The sequence below is a fragment of the Citrobacter sp. CK189 genome (assembly GCF_030333505.1).
Classification (GTDB): Bacteria; Pseudomonadota; Gammaproteobacteria; order Enterobacterales; family Enterobacteriaceae; genus Citrobacter_B; species Citrobacter_B koseri.
In genome coordinates, this window is sequence record NZ_JAOWFV010000032.1 from 42,309 (window position 1) to 58,292 (window position 15,984).

16 protein-coding genes are annotated in these 15,984 nt (G+C 52.8%); 10 read left to right on the plus strand and 6 right to left on the minus strand.

Annotated features, from left to right (window positions below; genetic code table 11):
• The first annotated feature begins 19 nt into the window (after window positions 1-19).
• From citT to uspG, 5 genes are all read left to right on the plus strand, one after another.
• Window positions 20-1,483, plus strand: a complete 1,464-nt coding sequence (gene citT / locus OGV83_RS01710; RefSeq protein WP_012133375.1) for a citrate/succinate antiporter CitT — start codon at window positions 20-22, stop codon at window positions 1,481-1,483.
• Window positions 1,484-1,611: 128 nt separating this feature from the next.
• Window positions 1,612-2,418 carry a ribonuclease I gene (rna, locus tag OGV83_RS01715; RefSeq protein WP_049011616.1) on the plus strand — a complete coding sequence of 269 codons (807 nt, stop codon included), beginning with the start codon at window positions 1,612-1,614 and terminating at the stop codon, window positions 2,416-2,418.
• A 218-nt stretch (window positions 2,419-2,636) separates the two neighbouring features.
• On the plus strand, window positions 2,637-3,047 hold the full coding sequence (gene rnk, locus OGV83_RS01720) for a nucleoside diphosphate kinase regulator (RefSeq protein WP_012133377.1): 411 nt from the start codon (window positions 2,637-2,639) through the stop codon (window positions 3,045-3,047).
• A gap of 137 nt (window positions 3,048-3,184) precedes the next feature.
• Window positions 3,185-3,274, plus strand: coding sequence for a small membrane protein YldA (gene yldA, locus OGV83_RS01725; RefSeq protein ID WP_275148965.1), 90 nt, complete (start codon window positions 3,185-3,187; stop codon window positions 3,272-3,274).
• A 128-nt stretch (window positions 3,275-3,402) separates the two neighbouring features.
• Window positions 3,403-3,831, plus strand: a complete 429-nt coding sequence (uspG, locus tag OGV83_RS01730) for a universal stress protein UspG (protein WP_024130553.1) — start codon at window positions 3,403-3,405, stop codon at window positions 3,829-3,831.
• Between the two features lie 76 nt (window positions 3,832-3,907).
• Here the strand turns inward: uspG and ahpF are convergent, their stop codons facing one another.
• Window positions 3,908-5,473 (minus strand): alkyl hydroperoxide reductase subunit F, encoded by a 1,566-nt coding sequence (gene ahpF / locus OGV83_RS01735; protein WP_012133379.1) that lies wholly within the window; start codon window positions 5,471-5,473, stop codon window positions 3,908-3,910.
• A gap of 239 nt (window positions 5,474-5,712) precedes the next feature.
• On the minus strand, window positions 5,713-6,276 hold the full coding sequence (ahpC, locus tag OGV83_RS01740; RefSeq protein WP_012133381.1) for an alkyl hydroperoxide reductase subunit C: 564 nt from the start codon (window positions 6,274-6,276) through the stop codon (window positions 5,713-5,715).
• A 374-nt stretch (window positions 6,277-6,650) separates the two neighbouring features.
• Between ahpC and dsbG the strand changes: the two genes are divergently transcribed.
• The 4 genes from dsbG (at window position 6,651) to OGV83_RS01760 (ending at window position 10,523) form a co-directional block, all read left to right on the plus strand.
• Complete coding sequence (dsbG, locus tag OGV83_RS01745) at window positions 6,651-7,397, plus strand: thiol:disulfide interchange protein DsbG (protein ID WP_012133383.1); 747 nt, start codon at window positions 6,651-6,653, stop codon at window positions 7,395-7,397.
• A gap of 213 nt (window positions 7,398-7,610) precedes the next feature.
• Complete coding sequence (citR, locus tag OGV83_RS01750) at window positions 7,611-8,513, plus strand: DNA-binding transcriptional repressor CitR (protein ID WP_024130554.1); 903 nt, start codon at window positions 7,611-7,613, stop codon at window positions 8,511-8,513.
• Between the two features lie 184 nt (window positions 8,514-8,697).
• Window positions 8,698-9,933 carry a phosphoadenosine phosphosulfate reductase gene (locus tag OGV83_RS01755; protein WP_012133385.1) on the plus strand — a complete coding sequence of 412 codons (1,236 nt, stop codon included), beginning with the start codon at window positions 8,698-8,700 and terminating at the stop codon, window positions 9,931-9,933.
• Window positions 9,906-10,523, plus strand: coding sequence for an IbrB-like domain-containing protein (locus tag OGV83_RS01760; protein ID WP_012133386.1), 618 nt, complete (start codon window positions 9,906-9,908; stop codon window positions 10,521-10,523). The genes OGV83_RS01755 and OGV83_RS01760 overlap by 28 nt, the downstream gene beginning before the upstream one ends.
• Here the strand turns inward: OGV83_RS01760 and OGV83_RS01765 are convergent, their stop codons facing one another.
• A complete protein-coding gene (locus OGV83_RS01765) occupies window positions 10,524-11,684 on the minus strand; it encodes a pyridoxal phosphate-dependent aminotransferase (RefSeq protein ID WP_024130556.1) in 1,161 nt (386 codons plus the stop codon).
• 130 nt (window positions 11,685-11,814) lie between these two features.
• On the opposite strand from OGV83_RS01765, the gene OGV83_RS01770 reads away from it, so the two are divergent.
• Window positions 11,815-12,903, plus strand: coding sequence for an oxidoreductase (locus OGV83_RS01770; protein WP_047458216.1), 1,089 nt, complete (start codon window positions 11,815-11,817; stop codon window positions 12,901-12,903).
• Window positions 12,904-13,030: 127 nt separating this feature from the next.
• On the opposite strand, the gene OGV83_RS01775 is transcribed toward OGV83_RS01770, so the two are convergent.
• The 3 genes from OGV83_RS01775 to entH form a co-directional block, all read right to left on the minus strand.
• Window positions 13,031-13,228 carry a YbdD/YjiX family protein gene (locus tag OGV83_RS01775; protein ID WP_012133390.1) on the minus strand — a complete coding sequence of 66 codons (198 nt, stop codon included), beginning with the start codon at window positions 13,226-13,228 and terminating at the stop codon, window positions 13,031-13,033.
• Window positions 13,229-13,288: 60 nt separating this feature from the next.
• On the minus strand, window positions 13,289-15,394 hold the full coding sequence (cstA, locus tag OGV83_RS01780; RefSeq protein ID WP_012133391.1) for a pyruvate/proton symporter CstA: 2,106 nt from the start codon (window positions 15,392-15,394) through the stop codon (window positions 13,289-13,291).
• Window positions 15,395-15,569: 175 nt separating this feature from the next.
• Window positions 15,570-15,983, minus strand: coding sequence for a proofreading thioesterase EntH (entH, locus tag OGV83_RS01785; RefSeq protein ID WP_134769641.1), 414 nt, complete (start codon window positions 15,981-15,983; stop codon window positions 15,570-15,572).
• Window position 15,984 lies beyond the last annotated feature (1 nt).

A 15,984-nucleotide genomic window follows, 5' to 3' on the forward strand; every position in this document is an offset into this window, starting at 1 on the left:
CCTTTTCGGAGAATCACTTATGTCTTTATCTAAAGATAATATATGGAAGTTATTGGCCCCATTAGTCGTTATGGGCATCATGTTTTTGATCCCCGTCCCGGACGGCATGCCCCCTCAGGCATGGCACTACTTCGCCGTTTTCGTGGCGATGATCGTCGGGATGATACTGGAGCCGATTCCGGCCACCGCGATCAGTTTTATCGCGGTGACCATTTGCGTTATCGGCAGCAACTATCTGTTATTTGATGCCTCAGAGCTGGCCGACCCGGCCTTTAACGCGGGCAAGCAGGCGCTGAAATGGGGTCTGGCGGGCTTCTCCAGCACCACCGTCTGGCTGGTGTTCGGCGCATTCATTTTCGCGCTGGGCTATGAAGTCACCGGTCTGGGCCGCCGTATTGCGCTCTTCCTGGTGAAATTCATGGGTAAACGTACCCTGACGCTGGGTTATGCCATTGTCATCATCGATATTCTGCTGGCGCCGTTTACGCCGTCCAACACCGCGCGTACCGGCGGTACGGTATTCCCGGTAATCAAGAACCTGCCGCCGCTGTTTAAGTCGTTTCCAAACGATCCTTCCGCGCGCCGCATTGGCGGTTATTTGATGTGGATGATGGTCATCAGTACCAGCCTCAGTTCTTCCATGTTCGTGACCGGCGCGGCGCCTAACGTTCTGGGTCTGGAATTCGTCAGCAAAATTGCCGGTATTCAGATCAGCTGGTTGCAGTGGTTCCTGGGCTTCTTACCGGTAGGGATCATTCTGCTGATCGTCGCACCGTGGCTCTCTTACGTACTCTACAAACCCGAAGTGACCCACAGCGCCGAAGTTGCGGCATGGGCTGGTGAAGAGTTAAAAACGATGGGTACGCTGACCCGCAAAGAGATGACGCTGATCGGTCTGGTGTTGCTCAGCCTCGGACTGTGGGTATTTGGCGGTGAAGTGATTGATGCCACCGCTGTCGGCCTGCTGGCGGTATCCCTGATGCTGGCGCTGCACGTTGTGCCGTGGAAAGACATCACGCGTTATAACAGTGCGTGGAACACCCTTGTTAACCTCGCGACGCTGGTTGTCATGGCCAACGGTTTAACCCGTTCGGGCTTTATCGACTGGTTTGCTACCACAATGAGCGCTCATCTGGAAGGCTTCTCACCTAACGCAACGGTGATTGTGCTGGTACTGGTGTTCTACTTTGCTCACTACCTGTTCGCCAGCCTGTCCGCACATACTGCAACCATGCTGCCGGTCATTCTGGCGATAGGTAAAGGTATTCCAGGCGTTCCGATGGAGCAACTTTGTATTCTGCTGGTGCTGTCCATCGGTATCATGGGTTGCCTGACGCCGTATGCAACAGGGCCGGGGGTCATCATCTACGGCTGCGGCTATGTAAAATCCAAAGATTACTGGCGTCTTGGCGCGATCTTTGGGGTCATCTACATCACCATGCTGCTGGTGGTTGGTTGGCCGATTCTGGCGCTGTGGAACTAAACATCGGCACATAATGCCGGATGACGGCTAACGCGTTATCCCTCTCATGCCAGTCAGATAAACCTGACTGGCTTTTTTTATGGTTAAATAGGTGATATTCAATATTTGTATGAGTTTCAGCATCCATCATGAAATCAACATGGCGTTATGGTTCTCTCCTGGCGGTATTCCTGCTTCCCCTCTTCAACGTTAACGCTGAGCCACTTCAGGCAAAACAGTACGCTGATTTTGACCGCTATGTGCTGGCGCTCTCCTGGCAAACCGGTTTTTGTCAAAGTCAGCATGAGCGCGATCATCGGGAACCCGAAGAGTGCCGTCAGCAGAAAGAGATTCCCAACAAAGCTGATTTTCTGACTGTCCACGGTCTGTGGCCAGGTCTGCCGGGATCGGTTGCCGCGCGTGGCGTGGACGAGCGCCGCTGGATGCGGTTTGGCTGCGCGACTCGTCCGATCCCCAATCTGCCGGAAGCGCGCGCCAGCCGTAAATGCGCCGCGCCTGAAACCGGCCTTTCACTGGAGAGCGCGGCAAAACTCAGCGCGGTCATGCCCGGAGCCGGTGGAAAATCCTGTCTGGAACGTTATGAATACGCCAAACACGGTGCCTGCTTTGGATTTGATCCAGACGTTTATTTCGGCACAATGGTACGGCTGAACCATGAGATAAAACACAGCGCGCTGGGCGATTTTCTGGCTGCAAATTACGGGAAAAGGGTCAGCCGCGCCGCGTTTGACGCCGCCATCGCCCAAAGCTGGGGGAAAGAAAACGTGAAGGCGGTGAAACTGAGTTGCCACGGGAACCCGGCTTATCTGACGGAAATACAGTTCTCGCTCAACGCCGCCAGGATTAACGATCCGCTTTCCGCTTCCTCGTTTATATCGCAACCCCATCCGGGCAATTGCGGGAAGCGGTTTGTGATTGACAAAGCGGGTTACTGAGGCGGCATACAAACTTGAGAACCATCACGGCTTGCGACTAAAATTTACGCAAAGACAACCGTATTGAGGATTTCCCCGAATGTGAGCTAAATCACTTCAAAGAAGGGGGAAGTCTCAGTATTATCATGAAAGCTAAACCCTCGCCGCCTGACGGTGAGGGTTTTCTTTTGGGATTATTTACCTGCGGCACTCGCAGCATCGACGACATGGAGTAACAAATGTCCAGACCAACTATTATCATCAACGACCTCGACGCCGAACGCATCGACCGCCTGTTGGAGCAGCCTGCGTTTGCTGGTTTACCCATTGCTGACGCATTAAATGCGGAGCTGGATCGCGCCCAGATGTGCTCGCCGGAAGCCATGCCGCACGACGTCGTCACCATGAACAGTCGGGTGAAATTCCGCAATCTCAGCGATGGCGAGATTCGCGTGCGCACGCTGGTGTATCCGGCGAATATGACCGACAGTAATACGCAGCTTTCTGTAATGGCGCCGGTGGGCGCGGCATTGCTGGGCCTGCGCGTCGGCGATACCATTCACTGGGACCTGCCTGGCGGGGCGTCCACTCACCTTGAAGTGCTGGAGCTTGAATATCAGCCTGAAGCAGCGGGCGACTACCTGCGCTAAACCATCTGGATAAGCGTTCACCCGTTTACACAGAGGATGCTCCCTGCATCCTCTTTCCGAAAATCACCCATTCCTCCTGGTTCACCCCCGTTCCCCGTCATCCAGAATTAATCCGTTTCATTGCCGCGAGTACGGTCATGAATGAGGCTCTTTTCATCACGCTGGCATTTCTTATTATGATGGCGATTATCGTCGTGGCCGTGCTTTACCTTGAGCGACACTGGTAGCTTCTGGTCATAAGCATCAATCAGTCGTAAAGAAACGTTGTGATATGAAAAGTGCCGGGCAGATACCAGAAAGAAATATTATTATATGTTTGAATGAATTCAGTATTAGTTAACAGGGAGAAACGGGTATGTATAAGACAATCATTATGCCGGTTGATGTTTTCGAAATGGAACTTAGCGACAAGGCCGTGCGCCACGCAGAGTTTCTGGCGCAACAGGATGGCGTCATTCATCTGTTGCATGTTCTTCCGGGCTCCGCCAGCCTGAGTCTGCACCGCTTTGCCGCCGACGTTCGTCGTTTTGAGGAGCATTTGCAGCACGAAGCGGAGACTCGCCTGCAAACGATGGTGAGTCATTTCAGTATCGACCCTTCCCGGATTAAGCAGCACGTCCGCTTTGGTAACGTGCGGGATGTGGTGAACGAACTGGGCGAAGAGCTGAATGCGGACGTCGTGGTCATTGGCTCCCGCAATCCGTCTATCACCACGCATTTGCTGGGTTCTAACGCCTCCAGCGTTGTCCGCCATGCTACGTTGCCGGTGCTGGTTGTGCGGTAAATCGCACGGTTGTTGCGTAAAAAAAGAGGCTGCCATTGGCAGCCTCTTGCATTGCAGGTGTAGTCTTACTTTCTTTTTATGCCGTCTTACTGCGGATCAGATAATCAAATGCGCTCAGAGAGGCTTTCGCGCCTTCGCCCGTCGCGATGATGATCTGTTTGTAAGGAACCGTGGTGCAGTCGCCTGCGGCGAATACGCCCTTCACGCTGGTTTCGCACCGGCCATCAATGATGATTTCGCCCATACGGTTACGCTCAATCGCGCCTTCCAGCCAGTTGGTGTTTGGCAGCAAGCCAATCTGTACGAAGATCCCGGACAGCGCAACGTTGTGGATGTCGCCGCTTACGCGATCGCGATATTCCAGCCCCGTCACTTTACTGCCGTCGCCTTTCACTTCCGTTGTCTGCGCGTTCAGAATAATGTCGACGTTTTTCAGGCTACGCACTTTATCTTGCAGAACCTGGTCGGCTTTCATTTCTGGCGCAAATTCCAGCAGCGTAACGTGCTCAACGATCCCCGCGAGGTCAATCGCCGCTTCCACGCCGGAGTTCCCTCCGCCGATCACCGCAACGCGTTTGCCTTTAAACAGCGGGCCGTCGCAGTGCGGGCAATAGGTTACGCCTTTCGTGCGGTACTGATCTTCGCCCGGCACGTTCATGTTGCGCCATTTGGCACCGGTGGCAATGATAATGCTGCGGGCTTTCAGCACCGCGCCGGAAGCGGTCTCAATCTGATGCAGGCCCCCTTCCGTTGCCGCCGGAAGCAGTTTGCTCGCGCTCTGGCTGTCGATCACGTCAACATCGTAATCATCAACGTGCGCTTTCAGCGCGCCAGCCAGCTTCTGCCCTTCCGTTTTTGGCACGGAAATATAGTTCTCGATATCAACGGTATCCAGCACCTGACCGCCAAAACGCTCGCCCATCAGACCGGTACGAATGCCTTTACGTGCGGAGTAAACTGCCGCTGCCGCCCCCGCTGGGCCGGAACCGACAATCAGTACGTCGTAAGCGTCACGCTTATTCAGCTCTTCCGCCGCCCGTTTTTCTGCGCCGGTATCCACTTTGGCGACGATTTCCGTCAGCGTCATACGTCCCTGACCGAATTCGTTACCGTTCAGGTACACAGCCGGAACGCCCATCACATTACGATCGGTGATTTCATTCTGGAATGTGCCGCCGTCAATCGCGGTATGTTTGATACGCGGGTTCAGCACCGCCATCAGGTTCAGCGCCTGTACGACGTCAGGGCAGTTGTGGCAGGAGAGCGAGTAATAAGTTTCAAACTCGAAATCGCCGTCGATATCGCGGATCTGCTCCAGCAGAGACTGCGCCTCTTTCGACGGATGGCCGCCAGTCCACAACAGCGCCAGCACCAGCGAGGTAAATTCATGCCCCAGCGGAGAACCCGCAAAGCGCGGCCCCTGGTCAGAACCTGGGTTTGCTATCAAGAAAGAAGGCTTGCGCACCGGCAGGCTATTATCTTCTTTAAATGTGACTTTCTCTGACAGTTCAGCGATTTCAGCCAGCAGTTCCTTGATTTCTGCCGATTTAGCGCTGTCGTCCAGCGTGGCAATCAGCTCAACAGGCCTGGTCAGTTTCTCAAGATACGCTTTGAGCTGAGTTTTCATGTTAGTGTCGAGCATTATTCTTCCCTCTCTAAAAACATCATCATGCAAGTTGCCTTATACCGGCAGCCTGAATGCGACTTGCATGATGGTGCTGGAAAAAACGGGTGCGACGCACCCGCTTAAGGATTAATTCGCCAGTATTTCGTGTTACAGGAAGACGGCAAGCTTATGAATCCCCGGGAGCTTACATCAGTAAGTGACCGGGGTGAGAAAGCGCAGCCAACGCACCTGTAGCGCGAAAGGCGCAGCGAATTTTAGATTTTGCCGACCAGGTCCAGGGACGGAGCCAGAGTCGCTTCGCCTTCTTTCCATTTAGCCGGGCAAACTTCGCCTGGATGAGCAGCAACATACTGAGCCGCTTTGATTTTACGCAGCAGGTCAGATGCGTCACGGCCGATACCTTCAGCGGTAACTTCGATAGCCTGGATGATACCCTGCGGGTCAACAACAAAAGTCGCACGGTCAGCCAGACCTTCGTCTTCACGCATGTTGTCGAAGTTACGGGTCAGGGCGCCAGTCGGGTCACCGATCATCGCATATTTGATTTTTGCGATGGTTTCAGAGCTGCTGTGCCATGCTTTGTGAGTAAAGTGGGTGTCGGTAGAAACAGAGTAAACGTCTACGCCCAGTTTCTGCAATTCATCGTAATGATCTGCTACGTCGCCCAGTTCGGTCGGGCATACGAAAGTGAAGTCAGCCGGGTAGAAGAAGAAGACGCTCCAGCGGCCTTCGGTATCTTTCTCGGTTACTTCGATGAATTCACCGTTTTTGAACGCCTGGTTTTTGAAAGGTTTAATTTTGGTATTAATCAAGGACATCTATACTTCCTCCGTGTTTTCGTTGAGATGTAAAGTAACCAACTTTCCGTGATTGGGCTAATGCGTTTGCATTATCAAATCAATCAGCGATACCTAACAACTCACACAAGACAACGTTGTGAACGTTTAGCGACAAAAAGTAAAAAGGCCCCCTTTGCAGGCGGCCCCATTACCTGAACTACCCGTAGGTAACTTCAGCGCCAGTGAAACTGGCTATGTGTTGCGCTCTACATTACCTTAACAAAGGCTGTAACAGCGAAAGGATTACATCACCCTACCAAAGAAAGGGCAATCTTCCGACGGCAGACCTTACCTATGACTGTGATAGGTTTTGCCGTCAATGTTCCTTTTGCACTGATTTTTAAGGAAATATAATGATAAAACGAACATTGCTGCTGACGCTGTTCCCGCTCATCGCCTTTGCTGAAGAACTGCCTGCCCCGGTTAAAGCGATAGAAAAACAGGGAATTACGATCCTGAAGTCTTTTGACGCCCCCGGCGGAATGAAAGGCTATCTGGGCAAATACCAGGATATGGGCGTGACCATCTACCTCACGCCTGACGGGAAACACGCGATTTCCGGCTACATGTACGACGAAAAAGGCGCAAACCTCAGTAATGCGCTGATAGAAAAAGAGATCTACGCCCCGGTCGGCAGAGAAATGTGGCAGCGGATGGAAAAAGCGTCGTGGATTCTGGACGGCAAAAAAGAGGCGCCGGTGATTCTTTATGTCTTTGCGGACCCTTTCTGCCCTTACTGCAAACAGTTCTGGCAGCAGGCGCGCCCCTGGGTCGAATCCGGCAAAGTACAATTGCGGACGCTACTGGTGGGCGTGATCAAACCCGAAAGCCCGGCAACGGCTGCCGCTATCTTATCCACCCGCGATCCGGCAAAAACCTGGCATGACTATGAAGCGTCAGGCGGTAAACTCAATCTGGCGATCCCTTCACCGCTGCCAGAAGATAAGATGAAAATGCTGAATATTCATCAGAAACTCATGGACGATCTGGGGGCGAATGCAACGCCAGCCATTTACTATATGAATAAAGAAAATATGTTACAGCAGGTCGTCGGGTTACCGGAAAAAGCGCAGCTGGACATTATGATGGGTGAACATTAAACCTAAATTAAAGGGGGGAGATTGTCATTGTTTTTCTGTCAATCTCCTTTTCCATTATAAATCGCTCGCAAAGATATTCTGAGCTATGCTATTTTAGTATTATTGAAAGAGAATTTAAGCTTAGCAAACATCACTATTGTAAAGCATTGGATGTGTTGCATAACTATAGCAAATATAGTTATGACAATAGTCACAAAACAGGAAGAAAAAAACATGGCTAATCTCTACGATCTCAAAAAATTCGATCTCAACTTGCTGATTATTTTTGAGTGTATCTACCAGAATTTAAGCATTAGTAAAGCGGCGGAAACGCTGTACATCACCCCGTCAGCCGTGAGTCAATCTCTGCAACGATTACGAACTCAATTCAACGATCCTTTATTTATTCGTTCAGGAAAAGGCATCACGCCAACCGTCACCGGTATAAATCTGCATCATCATCTTGAGGAAAACCTCAATAGTCTGGAACAAACAATTAATATTATGCATAGTTCCAGCCTTAAGAAAAAATTTATCATTTACAGCCCTCAGCTACTTACTGCAATGAACGTAATAAAGCTGATTAATTTTATTATGGAAGATTCTTCCGTTGAAATTGAGCATCATGATATCCTGATGTCTGCGGAATCAGCAGAAGACCTGCTGGCATACCGCAAGGCGGACATGGTGATCACCACCACGCCGCTGAACAACCATTCGGTTGTCTGTACGCCTTTTAAAACAATCAAAAGCGTACTGGTGTGTCGTGCCGATCACCCCAGAATCAGTGACGCCAGTACATTAGCGCAAGTACTCGAAGAACCGTTTACCTCATACCAGGGAGAGGAGCCAGGCGTTAAAGAATACCAGTCGCTGGTCAACTCCCTTCTTGCCAGCCGGAAAATTGGGTTTCGCAGTGACTCGATGGTTGCAATCATTAATACTATTGCTGAAACCAACATAATTGGCATCGTTCCTGAAGTCATATATGACTTCTTTCACTCCACCCTTAAACTGCAACGGGTTAATATTGATCAAGATTTACCTTCAGTTCAGTTATACCTGGTATATAATCGAACGTCACTGAATAACAAAGGTTTTACGAGTATCATTAACAAAATGACGGAAAATAGCTGAAACGAAAACATCCGGGGCCATCGCCGACACAAGCATTCAAAATTAAAATAATTAATATAAAATTAATTTAAGTTTTGGATGCTTTTTTAAACCTTGCACATTCTGTTGATTATATCATATAATATATATAATTATTTTTCTGTATTCTACACATAGCCATTTTCCGTTCAGGTATGAACTCATTATGTCTGTTTATAAAATCCCACTTGACCAAAATGTTTTGGAAGCTGCGGAAGAGCGCATTACATGGACACTCACCACCTTACCGCGTATTTGCGTGTCATTTTCCGGGGGGAAAGACTCTGGGTTGATGCTGCACCTTACCGCCGGAATCGCGCGTAAGTTAAAGAAGAAGATCTGCGTATTATTTATTGACTGGGAAGTGCAATTCTCCTGCACAATTGACTATGTTCAGTCATTACGCGAACAATATTCCGATGTCATTGAACATTTTTACTGGGTTGCCCTGCCGCTCACCACACAAAATTCGCTGTCGCAATACCAACCCGAATGGCAATGCTGGGACCCGAATGCCGAATGGGTGCGTCAACCGCCTGCCGACGCCATTACCGATCCGGCTTACTTTCCTTTTTATCAGCCAGGCATGACCTTCGAACAATTTGTTCGCGACTTTGCCGAGTGGTTTTCAGAAAAGCGTCCTGCGGCGATGCTGATCGGCATCCGCGCTGACGAGTCTTACAATCGGTTTGTCGCCATCGCCTCCCTGAGCAAACAGCGTTTTGCGGACGACAAACCCTGGACGACCGCCGCTCAGGGCGGGCACACCTGGTATATTTACCCGATGTATGACTGGAAAACGGCAGACATCTGGACATGGTTCGCAAAAACGAAGCAGCCTTGCAACCCGCTTTATAACCTGATGTACCAGGCCAACGTGCCGCTCCGGTATATGCGCATCTGCGAACCTTTCGGCCCGGAGCAACGTCAGGGATTGTGGCTCTATCATGTCATTGAACCCGAACGCTGGGCAGCAATGTGCGCCAGGGTAAGCGGCGTGCGCAGCGGAGGGATATATGCAGGCCAGGATAACCATTTTTACGGCCATCGAAAAATACTGAAACCCGAGCACCATAGCTGGCAAAGCTACGCCATGCTGCTGTTGGACAGCATGCCGGAACAGAGCGCCGAGCATTACCGCAACAAAATCGCGGTCTACCTGCAATGGTATAAAAAGAAAGGAATGGAGAACATTCCACAAACGCAGGAAGGCGATATCGGCTCCAAAGATATCCCCTCATGGCGACGTATCTGCAAGGTGCTATTGAACAATGATTACTGGTGTCGGGCGCTCTCATTCAGCCCGACAAAGCCTAAACACTACCAGCGCTACAATGAACGCATGAAAGCAAAGCGCAAAGAATGGGGGATTTTATGCAACAGCGACTCACCCAACAAATAACCGACTTTCTCTCCACGCTGAACGAAGAGGAGAGAATTGCGGCAATCAACGAATTCAGAATGGCGATCCACCGCGTCAGCCCCTTTCGCGATCAGCCGGTAGACTGCGTGCAATGGGTAAAAAACGAACAAATCGAGCCTAATGATTACAACCCAAACAATGTGGCGCCCCCGGAGAAAAGGCTCCTGCTAAAGTCTATTGAGGTAGATGGCTTCACGCAGCCTATCGTCGTTGCAGAAACAGCGGCAGAAAAATATGAAATCGTGGATGGCTTTCACCGTCACGAACTCGGTAAAGGGAAATCCACATTACGCTCAAAGTTAAAAGGCTATCTTCCCGTCACCTGTCTGGAACGCAATCGCCATGAACGAATTGCGGCGACCATTCGTCACAACCGCGCCCGTGGTCGTCATCAGATTCACGCGATGTCGGAAATTGTGCGAGAACTCTCCCTGTTGGGCTGGGACGAGACGCGAATCGGAAAAGAGCTGGGCATGGATAAAGATGAAGTCCTGCGTCTGAAACAAATCAACGGCCTACAGGAACTCTTTGCCGACCGTCGATTCTCCAAAGCCTGGACCGTAAAGTAATTACAATTTACACAGGCGTTCTGCGGCCGCCAGCAGCGTGGATTCCTGCTTGGCAAAACATAAACGGATAAGTTTATGTGGGAAAGGATCGGCGCAAAATACCGACAGCGGAATCGCCGCAACGCCGATTTCCCGGGTCAGCCACTGGCAGAAATCCACGTCATTGAGGTCTGATACCGCACTGTAATCCACCAGCAGAAAATAGGTGCCTTCGCAGGGCAGGATTTCCAGACGACTGTCACGCAGGGCATTAACCAGAACGTCACGCTTCTTCCGGTAAAATGCGGGTAAATCGCGGTAATGTTCCGGTTCAGCACGCAGCATATCGGCCAGCGCCAGTTGCGCCGGTGTGTTGACGCAGAACGTCAGATACTGATGCACTTTACGCAATTCCGCGCTGATCGCCGCTGGCGCTACGCAGTACCCCACCTTCCAGCCGGTCATATGAAAGGTTTTACCGAATGACGAGACCGCGACAGCACGCTCACGTAGCTGCGGATGCGCCAGTACGCTGGCATGGCCTTCTGGCGCAAAGCAGATATGCTCATACACTTCATCGCTTAATACATAGATTTCGCGATCGCCAATCGCCTGCCACAGCGCTTCAAAGTCGGCTTTGCGCCAGACGGTCGCGCTCGGGTTATGCGGCGTATTGAGGATCACCAGCCGGGTACGTTCGCTCAGTAACGCAGCAAATGCCTGCCAGTCAACGCGAAACTGCGGCGGCTGAAGCGCCAGACGTTTCAGCACGCCGCCGGACAGTTCAACGGCTGGCGCGTAGCTGTCATAGCTGGGATCGAAGCAGATCACCTCATCTCCCGCACGAACCAACGCGGTGATAGCGGCATACAACGCTTCCGTTGCCCCCGCCGTTACCGTCACCTCGCTCCCGGCATCAGCCTTATAGCCGTATAACGCCGCTGTTTTTTCCGCAATGGCTTCGCGTAATGCAGGCACGCCGGTCATTGGCGCATATTGATTCGCCCCTTGTGCAACATGCCAGGCCAGACGTTCCTGTAGATAGCGCGGACCATCGAAATCAGGAAATCCCTGCGACAGGTTAATCGCCTGATGCTCCTGCGCCAGGGCGCTCATTTGTGTAAAGATTGTGGTGCCTAAATTAGGCAGTTTGCTTTGCGGAATCAGTGGGTTATTACTCATAGTTATCATGCCCGAGGGTGATGTCGATGTTGAAACCACTATAACACGATGTTAGCATTTGGCAATCAAGACGCTTAGACGTCTAAATAAAAACAACTCCCGGACAGCGCAGCCACAAGGACAACACACCATGAGCAACACTGACATCCGCGTCGTTACCGGCCCGGCTAACTACTTTTCCCATACCGGCAGCCTCTCCAGACTGAAGGATTTTTTCAGCGCCGGGCAACTCTCCGCCGCAGTATGGGTGTATGGCGAACGTGCGATTGCCGCCGCCCGCCCTTACCTGCCGGATGCGTTTGATCTTCCGGGAGCCAGACACCTGCCGTTTACCGGCCATTGCAGCGAAAGCGATGTGAAACAACTGGCCGCGAAAGCAGGCGACGACCGCCGCGTAGTGATCGGTATCGGCGGCGGTACGCTGCTTGATACCGCCAAAGCCCTTGCCCGTCGGCTACAACTCCCCTTCGTGGCGATCCCGACTATCGCGGCCACCTGCGCGGCCTGGACACCGCTGTCGGTCTGGTACAACGATGCCGGTCAGGCGCTGCACTTTGAAATTTTTGACGACGCCAATTATCTGGTGCTGGTAGAACCGGAAATCATTCTCCGCGCGCCAGAGGCCTATCTGCTGGCCGGCATCGGCGACACGCTGGCAAAATGGTACGAAGCCGTTGTATTAGCGCCACAGCCAGAAACCTTACCGCTTACCGTGCGTCTGGGCATTAACGGCGCGCTGGCGATCCGTGATGTGCTACTGGAGAGCAGCGAACAGGCGCTGGCGGACAAAGAACGTGGAGAACTCACCCAGGCATTTCGCGATGTGGTGGATGCGATTATTGCCGGGGGCGGCATGGTCGGCGGCCTTGGCGAGCGTTATACCCGTGTTGCGGCGGCACACGCCGTCCATAATGGGCTCACCGTATTGCCGCAAACCGAGAAGTTTCTGCACGGCACCAAAGTGGCTTATGGCATTCTGGTACAAAGCGCATTGCTGGGTCAGGATGAGGTACTGGCGCAGCTTATCGCTGCTTATCAGCGCTTTAGTCTGCCCACCACGCTGGCGGCGCTGGATGTCGATATCCAGAACCAGGCGGAGATTGATAACGTGATTGCCCACACCCTGCGCCCGGTTGAATCCATCCACTTTCTGCCGGTGACGTTAACGCCAGCCACATTACGCGCCGCGTTCGAAAAGGTAGAGTCGTTTACGGTTTAGCGGCGGCTTGCCGGATGGCGGCTGCGCCTTATCCGGCCTACAAAATACCCCGTACGTAGCGCCATCGGGCAACACAAAACATCAGCGTAGGCCCGGTAAGCGCAGCGCCACCGGGCAACACAAAACATCAGCAGCAACGTGCGCCGCCTTTCCCGCCATAACGCGCATCCTGCCGCTCACGAAAAAATTCTTCGTAAGTCATTGGCGTCTGATCCGGGTGCGTCACGCGCATATGCTCAACGTAGTTGTCATAGTCCGGCACGCCAATCATCAGTTTTGCCGCCTGACCCAGATATTTCCCGGCCTTAGAAAGCGTATCAAACATCGTTACCACCTGTGACGCAAATGCCCTCTCCCGTTAAGAAGAGGGCCGCTTATTTAAAAATCAGTGCGCGCCTTTCGCCTGCGCCACAATCTCTTCAACGTTTTCCGGCATGGCTTCATACGGCGTTTCTTTCGCCGTCGGTTTGTCCTCTTTCAGCGCAGCCAGCGCAGTTTTGATTGAGAACAGGGCCAGAACCACCACCACAACCATGAAGAAGATGGTCAGACCGGCATCCAGACGGTTGTTGAACACCAGCTGCGCCAGCTGAGACTGCGTGTACTGCGCAGGAATATCGCCACTGTCGATCATCGCCTGGAATTTATTGGCGATCGCCAGGAAACCAATTTTGGTATCCGGGCTAAACGCTTTCTGCCAGCCTGCGGTCAGCGTACAAATCAGCAGCCAGGCGGTAGGCACCAGCGCCACCCATGCGTAACGCTGACGTTTCATCTTGAACAGTACAACCGCGCAGAGCATCAGCGCCATACCCGCCAGCATCTGGTTCGCGATACCAAACAACGGCCACAGGGTGTTGATCCCTCCTAACGGGTCCACCACGCCCTGGTGCAGGAAGTATCCCCACGCCAGCACGCACAGCGCCGTCGCTAACAGGTTCGCAGGCAGTGAATCCGTACGTTTCAGACCCGGAGAGACCACGCCCAGCAGATCCTGCAACATAAAGCGCGCCGCACGCGTACCGGCATCAACCGCCGTCAGAATGAACAGGGCTTCAAACAGAATCGCGAAGTGATACCAGAACGCCACATCCATCATACCGCCCAGCGCCCCGTGCAGGATGTAAGCCATCCCCACCGCCAGCGTTGGCGCGCCACCGGCACGAGAAATAATGGATTGTTCGCCCACTTCGTTGGCAATCTGATGCAGCGTATCAGGCGTAATCGCAAAGCCCCAGCTACTGACCACCTGCGCAGCAGAAGCAACCACATCAGCGGTTCCGGCTGGCGCCAGTACGGCCATTGGGCTGTTCATGGCGAAGTAAACGCCCGGATCGATGATACATGCGGAAACCAGCGCCATAATCGCCACGAAGGATTCCATCAACATCCCGCCGTAGCCGATAAAGCAGGCCTGCCCTTCGTTCGCCAGCATCTTCGGCGTGGTGCCGGAAGAGATCAGCGCATGGAAGCCAGACACCGCGCCACAGGCAATGGTGATGAACAAGAACGGGAACAGGTTACCGGTCCACACCGGGCCGGTGCCATCCACAAATTTGGTCAGCGCAGGCATCGTCAGCGTCGGACGCATAATCAGAATGCCGACGGCCAGACCGACAATCGTACCAATCTTCAGGAAGGTTGAGAGGTAATCACGCGGCGCCAGCAGCAGCCATACCGGCAGAACCGCCGCCACAAAGCCGTAGCCCACCAGCATCCAGGTTAACTGTACGCCGGTAAAGTCAAAATACGGCGCCCAGGTTGGGCTTTCCGCCACCCAGCCACCGGAGATGATGGCAAAGACAAGGAACACCAGGCCAATAACAGACACCTCGCCAATACGTCCCGGACGCAGGTAACGCAGGTAGACGCCCATAAAAATGGCCAACGGAATGGTGAACGCAACGGTGTACGTCCCCCACGGGCTGTGGGTCAGGGCTTTCACGACGATCATCGCCAGTACCGCAAGGATAATCACCATGATCATGAAACAGGCTACCAGCGCGATCACACCAGCCGTTGGGCCCATCTCTTCTTTAACCAGTTCACCCAGCGAGCGACCGTCACGACGGGTAGAAACAAACAGCACCATAAAGTCCTGCACCGCGCCTGCCAGCACAACCCCGGCAAGCAGCCAGATCATACCGGGCAGATACCCCATCTGCGCCGCCAGCACCGGCCCAACCAACGGCCCTGCCCCGGCAATCGCCGCAAAATGGTGACCGAACAGCACTTTCTTATCGGTAGGTACGTAGTCCAGACCATCGTTATGACGCACCGCAGGCGTCATGCGCGTCGGGTCAACCGCCAGCACATTTTTGGCGATATACAGACCATAAAAACGGTAGGCAATGAGGTAGACACAAACTGACGCCACGACGATCCATAGCGCGTTGATCTGTTCCCCACGGTTTAACGCAATATATCCCAGGGCAAATGCTCCCATAACGGAGAGCAATGTCCAGACGAGGTATTTCCCTGATTTGTTCATAGTTGTTGTCCGTTTGCGTGTTGTGTTCCAGAGAGATGTTACATTTTGTTTCTATAACACCTCTGCTGGTTTTAACAACCTGACAACGCTATAAAACTGATTATTTACATTGCATTGTTAACTGGATCACTTCATTGGTCGGTCAACGCTGCAACATCATTGCATTTTGTTGGGCCTAGCCCATCACCGCCGTCCCCAGGCGGCAGGTACAGCAACGCCGTCCCTGTTCGTCAAAAATCACAATTTCCCAGCTCTGGCTTTGCCGGCCCAGATGCAGCGGCTGGCAAACGCCGCGCACCTTCCCCTGCGACACGGCGCGATGATGCGTGGCATTCAGCTCGGTTCCCACCACGCACTGGCCGTCACGGGTCATCAGATACCCGGCCATTGACCCCAGGGTCTCCGCCAGCGCCGCCGAAGCGCCGCCGTGTAACAGGCCGAAAGGCTGATGCGTTCGCGTGTCGACGGGCATTTCCGCCTCCAGCACGTCATCGCCCAGACGGGTATAGACGATCGCCAGATGCGCCACCATCGTGTTCAGACTGGTGGCGTTCAGCTCATCAAGCGTTAAATGGCGTTTCCAGATCATC

Coding starts and splice junctions, on each gene's coding strand:
- rna (WP_049011616.1), top strand. CDS start 1,612: ATGAAATCAACATGGCGTTATGGTTCTCTCCTGGCGGTATTCCTGCTT.
- citT (WP_012133375.1), top strand. CDS start 20: ATGTCTTTATCTAAAGATAATATATGGAAGTTATTGGCCCCATTAGTC.
- ahpC (WP_012133381.1), bottom strand. CDS start 6,276: ATGTCCTTGATTAATACCAAAATTAAACCTTTCAAAAACCAGGCGTTC.
- entH (WP_134769641.1), bottom strand. CDS start 15,983: ATGATCTGGAAACGCCATTTAACGCTTGATGAGCTGAACGCCACCAGT.
- citR (WP_024130554.1), top strand. CDS start 7,611: ATGGCTAATCTCTACGATCTCAAAAAATTCGATCTCAACTTGCTGATT.
- cstA (WP_012133391.1), bottom strand. CDS start 15,394: ATGAACAAATCAGGGAAATACCTCGTCTGGACATTGCTCTCCGTTATG.
- dsbG (WP_012133383.1), top strand. CDS start 6,651: ATGATAAAACGAACATTGCTGCTGACGCTGTTCCCGCTCATCGCCTTT.
- OGV83_RS01760 (WP_012133386.1), top strand. CDS start 9,906: ATGCAACAGCGACTCACCCAACAAATAACCGACTTTCTCTCCACGCTG.
- OGV83_RS01775 (WP_012133390.1), bottom strand. CDS start 13,228: ATGTTTGATACGCTTTCTAAGGCCGGGAAATATCTGGGTCAGGCGGCA.
- OGV83_RS01770 (WP_047458216.1), top strand. CDS start 11,815: ATGAGCAACACTGACATCCGCGTCGTTACCGGCCCGGCTAACTACTTT.
- uspG (WP_024130553.1), top strand. CDS start 3,403: ATGTATAAGACAATCATTATGCCGGTTGATGTTTTCGAAATGGAACTT.
- OGV83_RS01755 (WP_012133385.1), top strand. CDS start 8,698: ATGTCTGTTTATAAAATCCCACTTGACCAAAATGTTTTGGAAGCTGCG.
- rnk (WP_012133377.1), top strand. CDS start 2,637: ATGTCCAGACCAACTATTATCATCAACGACCTCGACGCCGAACGCATC.
- yldA (WP_275148965.1), top strand. CDS start 3,185: ATGAATGAGGCTCTTTTCATCACGCTGGCATTTCTTATTATGATGGCG.
- OGV83_RS01765 (WP_024130556.1), bottom strand. CDS start 11,684: ATGAGTAATAACCCACTGATTCCGCAAAGCAAACTGCCTAATTTAGGC.
- ahpF (WP_012133379.1), bottom strand. CDS start 5,473: ATGCTCGACACTAACATGAAAACTCAGCTCAAAGCGTATCTTGAGAAA.